Below are 16,949 nucleotides of genomic sequence, written 5' to 3'. Positions count from 1 at the left end.
GGCGTTTCCCAATATCCGCAGTATTTTTCGGAGGGATTATGTTATAATCATTTGGTATATTTTATAAATCCATAGATTTGGAGGCGTATTTTAACATGCGGCAAATCAATTCTGCAAGGGTACATCAATTAGGGGAATACGCATCATTGACCCTATAAACTGCGATTCCCCTTTACCTAAAGGGGTTATATGCAAGTGCAACACCAAAATGAAATGCGATTTATTCTGTGGCTCAGTGTTTTGACGTTTTTCAGCGTAATGAACGAAACGATGTTTAATGTCTCGTTGCCGGATATTGCCGCTTATTTTGGCATAACGCCATCTGCGGCCAATTGGACGAATACTTGCTTTTCGCTTTCCTTCGCCATTGGCGTAGCGGTGTATGGAAAGATATCCGAGCATACGGGCATGAAAAAGCTGCTGCTATTCGGCATGCTGACCTATGGTTTCGGTTCGGTTATTGGCCTGTTGTGCCATGCCTGGTATCCGGGCGTGCTGACCGCTCGTTTTTTTCAAGGTGTTGGAGCATCAGCCATTCCGTCACTTATTATGGTGATGATCGTCAAAGTTGTCGATCCGGGAAGACAAGGAAAAGCATTTGGACTGGTCGGCTCCGTTGTTGCCTTTGGTGAAGGGCTTGGCCCGGTTATTGGTGGTGCGGTTTCCGGCTATATTCATTGGTCCGTGTTATTTGCGCTGCCATTGGTATCGCTTCTGGCCCTCCCTTTCGTATTACGGATATTGCCTGACGAAATGTCGAATAGAAAAGCGTTTGATATGACCGGGGCAGCTCTGCTGTCAGTCGGTATTCTTGCGTTTGCTCTGTTCACGACGCTGTACCATTGGGTTTACCTGGCTTCAAGTCTGGTTCTGTTCGTACTTCTCGCCTTTCATATCCGCCGAAGGCAGGAGCCGTTTCTCGAACCGTTCCTGTTTCGGAAAAAAGGGTACATTGCCGGGGTACTTACGGGTGCTTTGGTGCTCGGTACAGTCGCCGGTTTCATTGCCATGGTGCCTTATCTGATGAAAGCCGTGTATCATATGCCGACCAGCCTTATCGGAAGTGCCATTCTGTTTCCGGGGACGCTAAGCGTCATCCTGTTCGGAATGCTTGGAGGAGTACTGGCTGACCGCCTTGGCCATATCATAGCGATGTTGTTCGGACTCGTCATGATTGCCGCCGGTTTCTTGATCGTACTCTTCTATACGGACCGTGGGCCTTGGCTGATTGCAGGCTCGGTAATCCTGACGTTTGGCGGTCTCTCGTTCGTCAAAACCGTTGTATCCGCAGGTGTCGCCAAGACGCTGGAACCGGATGAGGCGGGTTCCGGGATGGGCATGCTCAACTTCGCCTGCTTCCTGGCCGAAGGCATCGGCATTGCCGGTGTAGGCGGGCTGCTGACAAAACCGTGGCTAAACTTTCGCTTCATCGGAACCGTAAAGATTCAAGCGGCTGCGCTTTACAGCAATATGATGCTGATTTTTATGGCGCTCGTGGCGTTTGGCGGCATCCTATTCATCATCTCGTATAAGAGGACCCATAAATAATTTTCGGGCTGTCCCAAACGTAGCTTAGTTTACTGAAGAGACAGTTCCACTTGGAATTAGAAACGCGGTTAGGAAACTAAAAAGTGGCGAGCAGAGGAGTAATTCTGCATCGCCACTTTTCGATTTTTCATCCATTGCTGCCCTTCACTTTGCAACTGGACACCACATCTGGACCCGTAAAGGAATCCACCCACACATAGTGTTAAATCCAAGTAAGGTAAAGGCAGCCGATATCAATTTCATATTCATGGGTTCATAGGTAATATCTATTAGTATTTATCGCCTTAATATATTGTTACAGATGTACTCTATGATGTGATGTTGACGAGCACAAAGGACGAATTGCAAAGTCACACAACACTCTAACGGACACAGCTGCAGCTATTGTGGGCAATTTCGACCATTTTGATTTCTAACGGACACAGATGCTGCTATTTGGTGAAAAAATCTCTTTTGGCGGTGTTTTGAGGCAATTAAGCGCTGTGGTGTCCGTTAGGATTTAAAAACTGCTGCTTTTAGCCATTTAGCGGTCGTGGTGTCCGTTAGAATCGGAAGCGTATCCAAACATGATGATAGCTGCTCTTGTGGCGATAGAGAAAGAATTCTGTGTAATTATCGTTACTTTTTACAAATCCGCGTCTTTAATGAAAATGATTTTGACTCCGATAATTTGATTCTGATCGTTTACAGCATAATACGCCGCATATCCGCCATCGCCCAGACCGGAATGCGACACCACGCCCCCGTCCAAAACTCCGGCCTCTTCCTCGCTTCCCGTCATGTCGCAGCATACATAATACCAGTCGCTATCCGTTGTGTCAGGCTCCATCTCCTGAACTCCCGGGTCAGGAAGGCGATATTTGTTTACGTCAAAAATCCCCGCCTGCCCGCTGTCCACTCCAACGATAAAATTGCATTTGATCCATGCGAGCTCATCCTGCCGCCCAGCAAACGCATCGTGAAAAGCGATCAGCCTGGAACAGGCTTCGCCCCAATCCCTCACCTCGGTTTTATGTACCTCAGCGTTCCAGTTTCCGTTCATTACATTTTCCAAAACTCCCATAATAATCGTTTCCGGATTCAGGTCATAACAGGGATCGGATACGACCACTTTTCCGGAAGTGACTTCAAATTGGCCTAAAGGAATGATCATATTCATTCTCCTTTTTTATGAAATTGGATTGATGTTTGATATTTGAAGACTCAGCGTACGTCCGGCTGCAAGCGGCGAGTTGAAGCTTTGCTTCCTGCTCCTGAAGTCACTTACGGCAATCATACTGTAAAATACCGAAAAAATATGGATGTGGAATGATTTAAATGGTTTCATCATCAATCCCCTACACCTACAAGATCAACAGTATAACAGAGGGTTACTTCTATTTAATGCTAGAATCAGTCATATAAGCGTTCTAGCAATCCCATCTCATAGCCCTTAGCTACCGCCCCAACCCTCGTCTTCACATCAAGCTTTCGGTTAATTGCCGCCATATGATATTCTACCGTTCGCTGGCTCATCGCTAACTCCCTAGCAATTTCCTTATTTGTCTTCTCTAGCGCGATTTGCTTTAGTACATCCTTCTCTGTCGGTGTCAATTGGTCAGCTCTCGGTAATGTAGTCATTGTCTCCGGCACGAGCCGCAGCCCAAGCATACTCTGCCGAATGGCATTTATAATTTGCGGATAGGTCGCCTGTTTGGATAAATAAGCATGTACTCCTATCTCATAAGCTTTTTGGACATATTCATCGTAGACGTAACCTGACAGCACGATCAACTTGATTTCCATATCGTAAGTCCGCTTTATTTCTACCGCCAAGTCGAACCCCGTCATACCTGGCATTGAAATGTCAATAACGGCGACGTCCGGCTTCAGTGCATCGATACTTTTAAGCAGCTCGAGCGGTTCACTGAATGTCTCTATGACCTGCATATCCTGCTCACGATCCAGCCGATTCTTCAATCCCTCCATGACAAGTGGATGATCATCCAGCAGCAGCACCTTGATTCGTTGATCCATAATTTGCTTCACCTCCCTGTTTGGGCAGTCTAATGCGGACAATCGTACCTCGCTGTGCTCCCGATTCAATCTCGATGCCTCCTCCAAATTGGGCGACTTGACTGCTGATCGTGACAAGTCCGAATCCTTTAGAATCGGTACTACTGCTCACATTCACAGGGTCGAATCCAATGCCGTCATCGCTGATCTTTCCACAGAACGCATCATCAATTTCCCATAACCGAATCTCCAACTTCTGTGCCTTCGCATGCTTGACCGTATTATTTGCAAGCTCACGCACAATTCGGAACAGCGCCATCTTGTATAACGAAGGCAACGTAACCGGCAGCTTGTTGTCTACCTCGATGGCTAGGCCTCCGTTCTCTTTAACTGTGCGCGCGAGCCAGAGCAGCGCTGCATCCAGCCCCGCCTGATCGATGATGTGCGGGTATAAATCATCGCAAAGCATTCGGATGTCGCGCTGCGTATCGTACAAACATTTCAGCCAGACGGCGGTCAACTGCCTGTCGCTTCGTTCGGTATCGTGTAATTCTTCCAAATCGCGAGCAAGAAAGATCAGATTCTGCAAAACATGATCATGCAAATAATATGACATTCGAACCCGTTCTGCCTGCTGTGCTTCTAGCAATCTGAATTCCGAGGTTTCCTTTGGCAACTCACTTCTCGCTCCTCGCAGCTCGTCCAGTAAGGCAGCACCCATCAGCAGACGGACGGTTTCCAGCCTTACTTTGTCGATTAAGTCCAGCTCTTCCGGTGTAAAGGACGTATTATTTTTTTTGGAACCAAGTCCCAAATAGCCAATGACTTTTCCGTCAGGCTGCACAAGATCCATCACTTGTGCAAAAATAGTCGGAGCGATTTGACGAAAATTGGTTAACTCCTGCATCTCGGTAAATTGCCCTGTTCCATACATAATAGCTTCACTTCCCCGATTCCAGACGAAGCAAAGTCCCTCAATGTCTGTTACACTATGGATGAGCTCGGCAGGCATTCGCAATAGATCACGGCTGTTACGATGTTCGGCAAGCCTAATCGACATCTCCAACCGCTGCCGATCCAGACGATTTCCCCGTTTCTCCCGCTGCCGTTTGAAACTATCAAGACCAAGCCGATGCAACAATGTTAGGATAACAAACGCGCCGCATAATGTAAGTGTTACAGGAGATGCACTAGCACGTATTAGCGCGGCTATCAGGATTGTCGCAAGCCCTCCAAACAAGCCATGAATAACTAAACGTGGAAGATAGAAGCGGATATCAAGCAGCTTTTGTCTGGCCCACAACGATAGTATAGAAGCAGGGAAAACAATAAGACCTGCCAATGTCATATCCGGCAGCGCTATGTATTCCCCCCATAGCAGGTCAGGGAGTGCATATAAAAACAGGTAGGGCATCAGGCCAAATGTCAACGCGGTAACAAATATCAGCAGCTGGTTTTTTTCAGCGCGATCCATCGCGCGCCAATATACGATAGCAATGGCGAATATGGCAAGCAATGTACCAATCAGAGCGGTATGAAGAGCGCCCCGGGTCCACCCCGGGATGTCCCCTAGCGAGAAAACCAGCAAAGCGTATACGGCGAACAAGGCAGCCGATACCCGGTAGGCAGCCATCACTAAACCAATCCACCCTGGGACGGTACGAAACACGAAAGCAACGAAGAAGGCAAACAGCAGGTAAGGCAAACAACTTGCAATGACAGGCAATATCAGTCCAGTAAGCACCGTCTCTGTCGAATAGACCGATAGCAGCGTCGCTGCCATGAATACATTCAGTGCATAAAAGCGGCGTACCATATAGGACTCGGGCTTGTTCCGATAGGCAGCCAGTCCGATAACCAGCAGAGCCAGCCCCGCGCATGCTGCAAACAAACTTTTATACACTTCCGGCATTCCCGGGTCGCTGCGCAATTCGAAGCGGCCCAAGCCCTCGCGCTCGAACTGAAGTGCTCCCAATCGCTTCAGATAAGCACGATTACCGAGCTTCATTACTTCCGGCTTTTGGCCTTCAACCGTCAGAAGTCTGTCACCGATATGGATGTCCCATTCTCTTGCCTTACCGGCTGGATCGATGGATGCGACGACCCAGGTGTCTCCATCTTCGTGAAACATTAAACCCGTATATGGATTCTTTAATGTAACGGCATGAATATAACCCGCAACAAGCAGAAATAACAAGACTGAACTGTATACGGCCCAATTGTATTTGCGTGCAATTTTTGGCAAATTGCAGCACCTCTCTTCGAGTGTAATACTCTAAAAAATCAATAACTCGAGCATAAAGGCTAAGATCAATGACACTTATCTAACGCCGACCAAATACATATTAATCATCCCCCACACAAAATTCACGAACAAATGCAGCAGGATAGCGCCATAAATATTTTTGCGCAACTTAACCAAGATTTCTTCTGGAATAATTATGGCTAACGGAATGTAGGCCCAATTGATTGGTACTTGCCACATGTGATAGATTTGAAAAATGATCGCAATCCATAACCAGTCCAATTTGAGGCGTCCAACTTTACGTAGCAGATAGCCTCTAAAATAAATTTCCTCGCCGATAAAGTTGCCAATTAGGCCAATTAGCAGCAACGGTAACGGAAAGTTCGGGTCGTAATAACCTTGATAAAAAACATGCCATTCCCCCATATGGAAAGCCGGGAACCCATTCAGCCATTCAAACAATGGCGGATAGACGTATTTTACATAAGGTAACGATAAAAGCGTGAACAGAATCGTCAAAATCGGAAAGACGAACAGCAGCCCTTTCAGATCAAGTCTGGCGAAGCCTAAGTATACGAGCGATTCCTTGAATGAAAGTCCGTCCTTGTAACGCAGCATCAGGAAAGGAACGAGCGTATGCCAGCCGGCACTCATTAGGACGAGCACATACAACTGCACATAGTGAGCTGATAAGCCGGTCCATGCCATCATCATCTCTCGAAGCGGATAGATAAAAACATATGCTATCAGACCGGGCAACAAGCCAAGAAACAAGTAGAAGGCGATTTCTTTCTTTGTCTTGGCTTCAAACTTACGGACAAAACGAACATAGTTCGGATCGGACAAGTTGAAAAAATCGACGAATTTACGGTAAACCGTGGACATGACAAAATCCCTCCATTTAATCTCAAAATGAGCGTTAATTTCTTCGTGCACTCATTGATCATAGCGGACTTCGCTGCCAACAGAATCCGTATTTTCCGTCAAATTCAAGTTTACACACGCATTCCTTTTGCGTGTTCACGCAAAGAACCCGTATTCTCTATTGTTACGTCAAATGTCTTTATTCTTAACACCATGTTCATTTTCATTAAATTCCTATCAAGGTGAATACTAGTCACTCTCCATTAATTATATTGAATTATATTGAATATATAAAACACCAAATATATTAATATCTCAACTTTCGCAGAGCGAAAATCAGCCTAACTGCGGCACAAAAAAAGCCCGTTCACGAATGAACCGGGCTGTTTCAATATAGGTAAATGCGGCGCACACTACTTCCTCACTATCAAAGCATACTCCACGTGTGACGAGCTGACACTATCGCAAACATCAATGTTTTATTTCAGTCTATCATCATGCATCAATTGAATTTGAATGCCGAACGGGTCTTCAATGATACCGTATGCCTTGCTAAACACATTGCTGGATAAAGGAACAATAATCTGCACTCGATCATCTGTAGTCAAGCTCTTGTAAAATTGCTTAATTTCTTCTAAGTCCGCGCTTTGAATGCATAATGAAGTGTTGTTGCCAACCGCATATTTTTCTTTGGGATCCATTGGATTTTCCGCCAGCATGATCTTTGTTTTTCCGATGGCTAAGACGGAGTGGGAAATATGATGCTTATTTTCATCCGTAAGCTGAATCGAGCTGTCGCGTTTTGCCATGTCTTCATAAGTAACAAGCAACAATTCCTCTGCGTTAAAATGCTTTTTGTAAAAATCGATCGCTTCTTTTGCTTTTCCGTTCATCGATAAGAAAATAGCTACTTCTAGCGTTGCACTCATTGTATCAGTCTCCCTTTATTATGATGATGTTAGGTAATTGCTGTATGCCTTGATCTTATTATAAGATATAAAGGTATCAAAAATTGAAACCTTTATAAGGGGATTTACATGAAGAAGTCAGAAAGATTAAATGACATGATCAGATACTTAAACGGCCGGGAGTTCTTTAATTTAAGCGACTTAATGGATAAATACAACATTTCAAAAAGTACAGCTTTACGCGATATTAGTTCATTAGAGGAATTAGGTATGCCTATTTTTGCGGAGCATGGCAGGCATGGACGATACGGCATTTTGAAAAACAGATTGTTATCGCCCATTATTTTTACGATGGATGAAGTGTATGCCCTGTATTTTGCCATGTTGACGCTAGAAGCTTATCAATCGACGCCGTTTCACTTGAGCGTCAATCAATTAAACGAGAAGTTTGAAAACTGCCTTTCCAAAGAACAAATCAAGCAAATTCACAACATGAAAAAAGTTCTGCAATTCGAAATGTATCCTCATCATCATGTCAGTCGTTTTTTGGATAAAATCCTAAAAAGCATTCTTAATGAAAGCAGCTGCAAAATTCAATACGCAAAAAACAATCAGGAAAAAAGCTACCAAGTTCAATTTTTCAAAATTTCCGCCAAGTTTGGCCAATGGTATGCTGCCGGAATAGAATTAAAGACGAATCAACATCGGGTTTTCAGATGCGACAGAATCACCTTTATAGAAGAAGACATCGAATCCCGCTTCTCTATAGATGAACTCGTTAGCCGCTCATTGGAAATTTATCGTTCCGAGAACAGTATCGACTTTGAAGTCGAGATTTTAGAGCAAGCAAAGGATATTTTTTATAAAGAACATTATCCTACCATGAAAATAGAAAGTGGCGATAAGACAGTGATTAAGGGATTCTATAATCCAGGCGAAGAGGAGTTTTTAGCCGACTATTTTATGAGATATGGCCATGATGTTATGTCAGTAAAACCTGAATCATTAAAACAAATGATCCAAGATCGAGTGGGGAATCTTTTGAATCACTATCAAAAAATATAGAAAAGCACGTTCGGGGCTATTGTGGAGTGCAGAAAGGCTTGCTGCGAAGGGGTATTTTAAAGAAAATAAAAAAGAGGGACTGGTAAAAACTATCTTAGCGTGGATTTTTACGTTATTTGGTTGGCGGTATCCCTTACTAGGGATTCGTACATATCACAGTTTAAATTCGGTAAACGGTGAGCAAGCCAGTACCGGGCAGATACTTAAAACTCACCCCTGCGCCCTGCAGGGCTAAGCCCTGAAATGGAGCAGGAGTGAATCTGTAAATAAATTCTCAATTATACACGTTATTTATCAGCGCCCTGGTCTCCTGAAATTCTTACGTACACGTTCAACGTTCGCTCTGACCACGCAGTCCTCAACATGATCGTTGATCAGCCCCATTGCTTGCATGAAAGCATACACGGTAGTAGGTCCGACGAATTTCCAGCCTTGCTTTTTTAGATCCTTCGACAAGGCCATCGATTCTGCAGAGGTCGAAACAGATCGCGGTTTTGCAAGCTTCTCTTTGTCAGGTTCATAACGCCAGATGAAGGCTGCCAGCGATCCTTCCCGTTTGACGAGTTCCTGCGCCCGCTGTGCATTATTGATGACCGCTTCAATCTTGCCGCGGTGCCGGACGATGCCTTCATCCTTAAGCAGGCGATCGATGTCATGTTGGGTAAAACGAGCGATCCTGTCGAAATCGAAATCATGAAACGCTGCGCGGAAGTTCTCGCGCTTAACGAGGATGGTACGCCAGCTGAGCCCGGATTGAAAGCTCTCCAAACTCAATTTTTCAAACAAACGATGGTCATCACTAACCGGGAACCCCCATTCGTTATCGTGATAGTCCAGAAATTCCGGTGCCGCACTGCACCATTGGCAGCGCAATTTACCATCCGGCCCCACTATCGTCATGCTCATATGTCTGCTCCTTGTATCAGAAATAAGTGTGGTTGCTCAACTTAGTGTACATTTCCTTCCAATTTGATGGCGACCTTCTTAATTACTACGATCCCAAAAACCAGAATATCTAAATTATTATACCGTTTTCTGAGCGATTGAAAAACCAATTCCGTTGCTTCCACCGGCAGTTATTGTAACACGTTTATCATTTAGTCAACAAAGGCGCCTTAGGAATGAAGCGCCCGGGCCATCGCATCCATATAGCTCTGAACGGCGCGTTGACTCACTTCCGCTTCTGGTACTAGACCTTCGAAGAGGTGAAAGCATCCGGGATACAAGTGAAATTCGACATCTACACCTGCTTGTGCAAGTCGCGTTACATATTCGATCGTCTCATCTCGGAACAGATCGAGCTGACCTACACATGTATAGGCTGGCGGCAGCCCTGCCAAGTTCTCCGCTCTCGACGGTACCGCATAGGGAGATATCGCGCTGGCATCGTTCTCCTCGCCCAGGTACATGTTCCAAGCCGCCAAGTTGTCCGTTCGGTTCCAGATTGCGCCATCTTCTGTAATTTCATGGCTTGATGGCGTAATATTACGATTGTCGAGCATCGGGTATAGCGGCATTTGGAAGATAATAGATGGCCCACCTTTATCACGAGCCATCAGCGCGAGCGCTGCTGTCAGCCCGCCGCCGCCGCTTGCGCCGGCAATCGCAACCCGATTCGCATCAATGCCCAGCGATTCCGCTTTCTCCGTCATCCATACCAAGCCGGCATAACAATCTTCGATAGCCGCCGGATAAGGATGCTCGGGCGCAAGCCTGTAATCGACTGACACGACAACACATCGAGCCGTCTGAACGAAGCGTTCACACAACTCGTCGTCCATATCAGGATGTCCCAACACGTATCCACCTCCGTGAATCCACAACATGGCTGGAAGCTTGTCAACATTTCGCCGAGCAGGTTCATAAATTTTTACCAGCATCTCCCCTGCAGCACCCGGTATTTTTCGACTGGTCATGTTTACTTGCTCTGATCTCTTCACAGGCGGAGCCGACACCAAACCTCTGCTCCACTCTAAATCCCCCTCCAATTGAAACCCTGGAAATTGCGAATATGCCTCCCTTAATTCCGGTAGTATACGTTTATCAATATTCATGAAATTCCCTCCAATAAAATAATGAATTCGTTCGTTCACCGTTTTCTCGGGTGATGATTGATTGGATCATCCTTATTTCGTCTCAGCTTCCCACTTGGCAATTTCTTCTCGTACCCGTGGCGCAACCTCCGTTCCGAGCAGTTCTATAGCCCGCATGACCAGCTCATGCGGCATCGTGCTTAATGGAACATACATCATAAAGCGTGTAATACCTACATGCTTTCGTAGATGAATGATCTTCCGGGCAACGGTTTCCGGATCGCCAACATACAATGCGCCTTCAAAGTGCCTAGCGGCATCATAGCTGGAACGGTCGTAATACGCCCACCCCCGCTCTTTGCCGAGCTTATTCATGCCGTACTGGGTAGACGGGAAAAATATTTCTGCCGCCCGTTCCGTATCTTCCGCGACGAATCCGATCGAATGAGATCCTACCTGAAGCCGCGATACATCATGTCCGGCGTGGGCTGCAGCCTTTTTGTACAGCTGAACAATCGGCGCAAAATTCATTGGGCTTCCGCCAATGATCGCCAGGATCAATGGCAGGCCCAGAAGGCCTGCACGCACGGCGGACTCTTGGGTACCTCCGCTGCCAATCCATACGGGTAAAGAGTCCTGAACGGGCCGCGGGTACACACCCAGATTATGAATCGCCGGCCGATGGCCTCCCTTCCACGTTACTTTCTCGGATTCCCTTATTTTCAGAAGCAGTTCAATATTTTCATTAAATAACTCCTCATAGTCATGTAAGTCATAACCAAACAACGGAAAGGATTCAATAAAGGAACCCCTCCCAGCTATAATTTCGGCACGTCCATTGGAGATGCCATCAAGCGCAGCAAAATCCTGAAACACACGTACAGGATCAGCAGATGAAAGGACCGTCACGGCACTAGTCAGGCGAATCCGTTTGGTTAGCGATAATAACGGAACAATCGTTCCAATATAACCAAAAAAAATTATATTCCTTCAGATCCTTTCATGAACCTCATCGCCATATTATGATCATTCATGATATTGGAATAATCGTTCCAATATAGTCAAAAAAAAATTACATTCCTGCAATTACAAAATTTATCATGTTCATTGCGCGTTGCTGATCTTGACCTATTTTCGCCATGACATTTATGCTTTGATGTAAATTCAGCAATAAGTAAGACAACGCTTGGATATCTGTATTTTTATCAATTTCGCCTGATTGTTGGCCTTTTTCCAATAGCTCGCAAAAAGCCTGTTCTAAATTCAAAAAACTGGTCTTTATCAATTCATTTATTTTTTCATCTGGCGACTCTAGCGTTGTAGCTGCGTTCGTTACAAAACACCCACCCGGCAGGCTGGTATCGTACGCTGAAGCAATATGTTGCTCAAAAAATTGTCGAATTCCTTCTCTAACGTTTGATGCCCGTTCAAGAATGACCTGTTTATCATAGTTAACCTTTCTGTAGTGTTCCAGTGCAGCAATGTACAACGCTTGCTTGTCGGAAAAAGTGTCGTAAAGACTGGATCGGCTAATGCCCATAACTTGCAGCAAGTCCGGAATGCTTGTTGCCTCATAACCCTTTTTCCAAAATAACAGCATTGCTTGGTGCAGCGCTTGATCCTCGTTAAACTCTTTTGTCCTAGCGATGAGTAACACCTCCCGTAATAGAAATATACCATTTCTGAACCGATCAGTCCAGATAAATAAGTAAAGAATATTACTTTTTTCAACTGTTTGCAATGGACCATAATTTCTTAACAATCCTCTGGTTTGTCTTTAAGTACCTTTCTGCACGCCTCATCCCCAGAAATAAGCATAGTAAATACACCAAAAAATGGTCTATTCTGTAAACTAGCTCTATCTTTTAACCGATAAATACACAAAAGACAATAACTGTCTTGGAATTTCAAAATGCCGCTTTTCTTATAACAACTACATAAGGAGGTACCTATGGAAACCTTCGTGACTTATGGTCATATCGAAATCATGCCTTATGAATTCGTCCGCCTTCATGAATTTAAAATCTTAAAAACAGTCAATGATCATGCCCGAATGATCTGTACAGGCATCATCTCAGACAAAAAGCGCGAGTTGTATGTACGTGCTTCGGATGAAGAAACCCAGGTCAAAGCTTTTGTCACTGATCAAAATGGCAATCGACAGCCCCTTTTTCGAGGCATTGCCTTGGATGTGGAGGAGAAAGTTGTTCACGGCGTTCATTACTTGACCGTTGAAGCCATATCTCATACCTATGAGTTAGATATTAAGCGGCATCAGCGCTCTTTCCAGAACCCCAAGCTCACCTATACGGATCTGATCGAAAAAATTGTATCAGGCTACTCCAAAGCTGAAGCCATGGATGTCGTTTCCAACAAGAAACCTATCGGCACCTTTGTCATGCAATACGATGAAACCGACTGGCAATTCCTGAAACGCATGGCTTCCCACTTTTACTCTCCACTCATTCCCGCCGTGGGTTATGGCGTACCGAAGTTTTATTTTGGCCTGCCCATGGGACTCAGCAAGGGGGAAATACAATCCACCAATTATAAGGTCAAAAAACGGGTCGCGGATTATCAAACCGCCTCAGAAAATCATATACCCGGCGTGCGCGATGCTGATTTTATTCAATATGAGGTTGAGACGGAGAAACTGCTGGAGCCTGGCTATGAAGTGACCTTTCATGGTCATAAGCTGATCGTAGCTGAAGTGCTAACAGAGATGAAAGACGGGGTGCTAACCCATACTGCAAAGCTGTCACCACGAAGCGGACTGCGTCCTATTAAAGACTATAATCGCTCCATTATTGGCGCTTCCATTCATGGCAAGGTACTGAGCGTGCATCGGGACAAAGTCCGTGCTGGGCTCGATATGGACGAGCAGCAAGATCCGAATACGGATTACTGGTTTCCCTACTCTACCATTTATGCATCTGCGGATAACACGGGCTGGTATTGTATGCCTGAGATCGGGGACAGCATTCGTATCTATTTCCCAAGCTATAAGGAAGAAGAAGGATACGCGATCAGTTCGGTTAAAAGAGAACAGCAGCATTCCGAGGGGAAATCTTCTTCCACTTCCAGACATGCGACTGCCTCTGCTTCCGCCTCTGGACATACGGTCGCTGCTTCTGCTTCCCATTCCGGACATGCGGCTGCTTCTGCTTCGCCTGCCGGTTCAAAGTCTTCATCGGCATTGTCTGCAGCAGCCCCTGCGCCTGACCGAATGGCGGACCCTGCCATTAAGACGCTTCGAACCAAATACGGCAAAGAAATCATGCTCGCCCCGGATCAAATCGTCATCTCGGGCAATGGCATGTCCATTGTCATTAACGATAAAACCGGCATTGATATTGTAAGCGGAAAAAATGTGAGCATTAACGCAGCCTCCGATATCGTCATGAGCTCAGGCAATATCCAGCTTTCCGCCGGGAAAATTGAGCTATCCGGTAAAGGAAACAGCATTACGCTGGATGACAAAACCACCTTTTCCGGCACGGAAATTAAGATGAACTAACGAAAGGTAGCCCGATCAGAATGGATAAACAAGCGGCATTACACCATTTTAAAGAACATCATTTTACACCTTTGTTAGAATCTGAGTTGGACAAACTGGAAGCCAAGTTCCACCGCTGCCAAGCTGGGCTGATCTCCGACTTCAAACAATCGTTCAGGGATTTGTGTGCATACATTCTGAGCATGCAGCAACAGGGCCTAAAAGAACCGATTGGATATATTCACTACTCGTTCCTGCGCACTCAGATGCTGGAGCAATCCTACCTGTATATGGTCGAAGCTTATTCTGCCGAATGGTACGAAGATGATTCCGATTGCAAGTTAACCTATGACGCTTCATGGGCCTATGCACCGATGAGTGCCATGTTGGAAAACTTGGAGCAGCAGCGAAAAATATACATGGGGGCGATAAATTCTGCGGATGTTGAACGGCTGATATTAGAATCCGCACCCTTTTTTCACTCATTTGTGGATTCTCTTGTACGTCTGGCTATAGCTGAATCCGTTCAATCGCCTGAATATCAGGCCATCCATAAAGCTGAACGACTGCTCATTCGGACGGGTGAGTACAGAGATATTAGTGAAAATCTTTATGTCTGGGATCAGGAACCGCTCCGTGCAGATGAAGTATTTGAACAATTAATGCAATCCAGCGAAGAAGAACCTTATGTTTACGAAAACTTGAAGTCGCTCTCCCTCCCTCATCTTCATCAGTTCCAAAAGGATTTGCGCTATAACGATTTCAGCTACAGTGACCTGCGGGGAAGCCAGTTTCATACCTGTATACTGCTAGGGACCCGCTGGCAGCAAGCCAATGTAGAAGGAGGAAGCTTCCAAGGCTGCCTGCTATCTGATACGGACTTTAGATACTGTCATCTAAAAGGCGTGAACTTTAGCGAGGCTAGCGGGCGAGTGGATCGAGAAAATGGACTGCGAACTCCCGGCCTTTGCGGGATACGTTTTGAACATGCCAATCTGGACGAGGCCGATTTTACGAATGTGCATTCCTTTGAACATGCATATTTTGAGGGAGCCTCCATGCAAGGGACCCGTGTCCCGAGAATATACCAGCAGCACTGGAAGCTTAGTGATTCACAGCGTGAATCCATCGTATGGACGGAGTAAGGAGGAGTCTATATGCGCCACTATTATAGTGTGCTCGATGATAAAAGGATTTCCCGCCATATCAAACCTGCAAATATGAGTTTTTTCAAAACGCCATTTGTTCGCATGCTTCCAGCACAGGTGTTGGATGTTCATGCAACGGCAGATGCCGAGTTTACGGACTGGCTTCCTTTGTCCACATCACAACCGCTTCTTTCCGATCCTATGAAACGAATTATAGAACTATATAATACCCAAGCCCGTTTTAAACAGGTGTATCTCGTGAACAGGGAACTTAGCCGTCAGGAGCTATATTGGATTCCATCCGTTCCATCCGTCGATGGTATTTCGGAGCAAACCGAATTTTATGCGCATGATCAAACACTAAAACATCTTGTACTGGATAGCCAAAAATTAAAAGAACACCATTTTTTTCGTTTGTCGGGCGTGAGAGAACCTTATTTCATCGTTAGCTTGGAGGCTGCTGAAAGCCTACTGCGGCGAAGTTTGAGTGGTTTTCAACTACAGAAGCTAGAAATCTTGTAAGGAGGCTAAGGCCTTGACGGAGCATTGGGATGAATTTTTCTTGAAGCTGCATCATCAACAAATATTGAAAGAACAACTAGACGTAGCAGAGAACGATGAAGACTGGATGCTGGTATCCATTGAAGAAGCGATTAAGGGAATGTCGAACGGATCATTAGTGCTGCCAGATGAACAGGATATTCAGTTTCAGACCCTTCCCCTCTTCGATCATCAGCTCACGATGTCTCTCCCGGATTCGCTCATTCCAGAAGTACGTGCTGGACGACCTACAGATCCGTCGAAAAGCTTCGTCGCTAAGGATAAGCGAGCCGGAATCCTGTTCGGGCTTCACCAGAGCGGGCAACAACTGGCCCCTGAGCAGGTGGAACTCTATCAACAACAGATAATCGAGCAAACAAGTCGGGTACAACCTGCGATGAAGCTGGTTGAACAAAAAGCCCTTCATGTTCAAGACGCTATCATCAGTTGCTATGAATCTATTTTTCTAGCTTCCCCCTCCCCTTATTATCAGATTGCCTTTGCGCGTTCCTGGCATGGCAATGCTTTGATCGGGAGTTGTCAATTTAAGCTGGAGAATGCTCCCCTATGGGTTCCCTTAACCTATGCCATGCTGCTCACGGCGACATGGTCGGAGCTTTCCTGAATGTATACCCTTTATCCAAGGAGGTACTTCTATGTTTTTACCTATACTTTTGAAGGCCCTGGCCCAAGGGGCATTGAGTGGTGAGCACTCTTATGTAGTGAGAGGAGCCAAGCTAGAGTGCAGTCAAGGCACAAACCCGGGAGTACTCAATGCAATGTACAGCCACGGTGTCTACATTAAAGATAAACCTGTGCTGAATATCGACGATGCCATTTGTGGAGCGAATATTAGCAAAATCTATGCTTTTGGTCTATGCAAATTAAAGATGGGTCTCCCCTGTGAACCGGAGATTGCGTTTGGGTCCAAGTGGACAGGCGGAAAAGAGGATGTGTTGATCGAGGGGGCCCCTGCCCTGCTCAGCAATTCAACCTTAATGTGCAGCTGTCAAAGTGTAGGAGAAACGGTAACCTCATTTTTTGGTGGAGACAGTGCTAGTGGTGGCCTCATCTCCATTATAGATGATGGACAGGATGGTTGATTCT

The 16,949-nt window shown here is 45.7% G+C and carries 15 protein-coding genes and 1 pseudogene; 7 read left to right on the top strand and 9 right to left on the bottom strand.

From position 1 onward, the window contains the following. Positions 1 to 189 precede the first annotated feature (189 nt). Positions 190 to 1,548: an MFS transporter gene (locus L6442_RS04905; RefSeq protein WP_212977835.1), complete on the top strand. Its 1,359-nt coding sequence runs from the start codon at positions 190 to 192 to the stop codon at positions 1,546 to 1,548. A 625-nt stretch (positions 1,549 to 2,173) separates the two neighbouring features. Here the strand turns inward: L6442_RS04905 and L6442_RS04900 are convergent. The 5 genes from L6442_RS04900 to L6442_RS04880 form a co-directional block, all read right to left on the bottom strand. Then, the gene (locus L6442_RS04900; protein ID WP_212977836.1) at positions 2,174 to 2,701 is read right to left on the bottom strand and encodes a DUF4241 domain-containing protein; all 528 of its coding nucleotides are present in this window, start codon (positions 2,699 to 2,701) and stop codon (positions 2,174 to 2,176) included. Between the two features lie 239 nt (positions 2,702 to 2,940). Beyond that, positions 2,941 to 3,564 carry a response regulator transcription factor gene (locus L6442_RS04895; RefSeq protein WP_212977837.1) on the bottom strand — a complete coding sequence of 208 codons (624 nt, stop codon included), beginning with the start codon at positions 3,562 to 3,564 and terminating at the stop codon, positions 2,941 to 2,943. Next, the gene (locus L6442_RS04890; protein ID WP_212977838.1) at positions 3,530 to 5,788 is read right to left on the bottom strand and encodes a sensor histidine kinase; all 2,259 of its coding nucleotides are present in this window, start codon (positions 5,786 to 5,788) and stop codon (positions 3,530 to 3,532) included. The genes L6442_RS04895 and L6442_RS04890 overlap by 35 nt, the downstream gene beginning before the upstream one ends. Positions 5,789 to 5,863: 75 nt before the next feature. Then, positions 5,864 to 6,673, bottom strand: coding sequence for a CPBP family intramembrane glutamic endopeptidase (locus L6442_RS04885; protein WP_212977839.1), 810 nt, complete (start codon positions 6,671 to 6,673; stop codon positions 5,864 to 5,866). A gap of 458 nt (positions 6,674 to 7,131) precedes the next feature. Beyond that, the gene (locus L6442_RS04880) at positions 7,132 to 7,581 is read right to left on the bottom strand and encodes a VOC family protein (RefSeq protein WP_212977840.1); all 450 of its coding nucleotides are present in this window, start codon (positions 7,579 to 7,581) and stop codon (positions 7,132 to 7,134) included. A 108-nt stretch (positions 7,582 to 7,689) separates the two neighbouring features. On the opposite strand from L6442_RS04880, the gene L6442_RS04875 reads away from it, so the two are divergent. Then, entirely contained in the window at positions 7,690 to 8,625 is a 936-nt protein-coding gene (locus L6442_RS04875; protein ID WP_212977841.1) for a helix-turn-helix transcriptional regulator, read from the top strand. A 294-nt stretch (positions 8,626 to 8,919) separates the two neighbouring features. Here L6442_RS04875 and L6442_RS04870 read toward each other — a convergent pair whose 3' ends face one another. From L6442_RS04870 to L6442_RS04855, 4 genes and pseudogenes are all read right to left on the bottom strand, one after another. Further along, positions 8,920 to 9,531 (bottom strand): DNA-3-methyladenine glycosylase I, encoded by a 612-nt coding sequence (locus L6442_RS04870; RefSeq protein WP_212977842.1) that lies wholly within the window; start codon positions 9,529 to 9,531, stop codon positions 8,920 to 8,922. Between the two features lie 209 nt (positions 9,532 to 9,740). Beyond that, the gene (locus L6442_RS04865; protein ID WP_212977843.1) at positions 9,741 to 10,679 is read right to left on the bottom strand and encodes an alpha/beta hydrolase; all 939 of its coding nucleotides are present in this window, start codon (positions 10,677 to 10,679) and stop codon (positions 9,741 to 9,743) included. A gap of 72 nt (positions 10,680 to 10,751) precedes the next feature. Then, positions 10,752 to 11,594 (bottom strand): annotated as a pseudogene (locus tag L6442_RS04860) (LLM class flavin-dependent oxidoreductase); the annotation flags it as partial. A gap of 136 nt (positions 11,595 to 11,730) precedes the next feature. After that, a complete protein-coding gene (locus L6442_RS04855) occupies positions 11,731 to 12,399 on the bottom strand; it encodes a TetR/AcrR family transcriptional regulator (RefSeq protein ID WP_237100220.1) in 669 nt (222 codons plus the stop codon). Positions 12,400 to 12,609: 210 nt separating this feature from the next. Here L6442_RS04855 and L6442_RS04850 point away from each other — a divergent pair, with 210 nt between their 5' ends. The 5 genes from L6442_RS04850 to L6442_RS04830 are packed head-to-tail and all read left to right on the top strand — an operon-like array spanning position 12,610 to position 16,945. After that, on the top strand, positions 12,610 to 14,175 hold the full coding sequence (locus L6442_RS04850; RefSeq protein WP_212977844.1) for a contractile injection system protein, VgrG/Pvc8 family: 1,566 nt from the start codon (positions 12,610 to 12,612) through the stop codon (positions 14,173 to 14,175). Positions 14,176 to 14,195: 20 nt separating this feature from the next. Next, positions 14,196 to 15,299: a pentapeptide repeat-containing protein gene (locus L6442_RS04845; RefSeq protein WP_212977845.1), complete on the top strand. Its 1,104-nt coding sequence runs from the start codon at positions 14,196 to 14,198 to the stop codon at positions 15,297 to 15,299. Positions 15,300 to 15,311: 12 nt separating this feature from the next. Then, on the top strand, positions 15,312 to 15,824 hold the full coding sequence (locus tag L6442_RS04840; RefSeq protein WP_212977846.1) for an imm11 family protein: 513 nt from the start codon (positions 15,312 to 15,314) through the stop codon (positions 15,822 to 15,824). Positions 15,825 to 15,837: 13 nt separating this feature from the next. Next, positions 15,838 to 16,467: a hypothetical protein gene (locus L6442_RS04835; protein WP_212977847.1), complete on the top strand. Its 630-nt coding sequence runs from the start codon at positions 15,838 to 15,840 to the stop codon at positions 16,465 to 16,467. A gap of 31 nt (positions 16,468 to 16,498) precedes the next feature. Beyond that, positions 16,499 to 16,945, top strand: coding sequence for a DUF4280 domain-containing protein (locus L6442_RS04830; RefSeq protein WP_212977848.1), 447 nt, complete (start codon positions 16,499 to 16,501; stop codon positions 16,943 to 16,945). The last annotated feature ends 4 nt before the right edge of the window (positions 16,946 to 16,949 follow it).

Origin of the sequence: Paenibacillus azoreducens, from assembly GCF_021654775.1 — a bacterium.
GTDB classification, from domain to species: Bacteria; Bacillota; Bacilli; order Paenibacillales; family Paenibacillaceae; genus Paenibacillus_AQ; species Paenibacillus_AQ azoreducens.
The sequence above is the reverse complement of the archived record's forward strand: the minus strand, read 5'-3'. Positions and strand labels throughout refer to the sequence as shown.

Excerpts from the sequence above, each read along its gene's own strand:
- L6442_RS04905 (WP_212977835.1), top strand. The coding sequence starts at position 190 with ATGCAAGTGCAACACCAAAATGAAATGCGATTTATTCTGTGGCTCAGT.
- L6442_RS04875 (WP_212977841.1), top strand. The coding sequence starts at position 7,690 with ATGAAGAAGTCAGAAAGATTAAATGACATGATCAGATACTTAAACGGC.
- L6442_RS04900 (WP_212977836.1), bottom strand. The coding sequence starts at position 2,701 with ATGATCATTCCTTTAGGCCAATTTGAAGTCACTTCCGGAAAAGTGGTC.
- L6442_RS04885 (WP_212977839.1), bottom strand. The coding sequence starts at position 6,673 with ATGTCCACGGTTTACCGTAAATTCGTCGATTTTTTCAACTTGTCCGAT.
- L6442_RS04830 (WP_212977848.1), top strand. The coding sequence starts at position 16,499 with ATGTTTTTACCTATACTTTTGAAGGCCCTGGCCCAAGGGGCATTGAGT.
- L6442_RS04850 (WP_212977844.1), top strand. The coding sequence starts at position 12,610 with ATGGAAACCTTCGTGACTTATGGTCATATCGAAATCATGCCTTATGAA.
- L6442_RS04880 (WP_212977840.1), bottom strand. The coding sequence starts at position 7,581 with ATGAGTGCAACGCTAGAAGTAGCTATTTTCTTATCGATGAACGGAAAA.
- L6442_RS04840 (WP_212977846.1), top strand. The coding sequence starts at position 15,312 with ATGCGCCACTATTATAGTGTGCTCGATGATAAAAGGATTTCCCGCCAT.
- L6442_RS04870 (WP_212977842.1), bottom strand. The coding sequence starts at position 9,531 with ATGAGCATGACGATAGTGGGGCCGGATGGTAAATTGCGCTGCCAATGG.
- L6442_RS04895 (WP_212977837.1), bottom strand. The coding sequence starts at position 3,564 with ATGGATCAACGAATCAAGGTGCTGCTGCTGGATGATCATCCACTTGTC.
- L6442_RS04845 (WP_212977845.1), top strand. The coding sequence starts at position 14,196 with ATGGATAAACAAGCGGCATTACACCATTTTAAAGAACATCATTTTACA.
- L6442_RS04865 (WP_212977843.1), bottom strand. The coding sequence starts at position 10,679 with ATGAATATTGATAAACGTATACTACCGGAATTAAGGGAGGCATATTCG.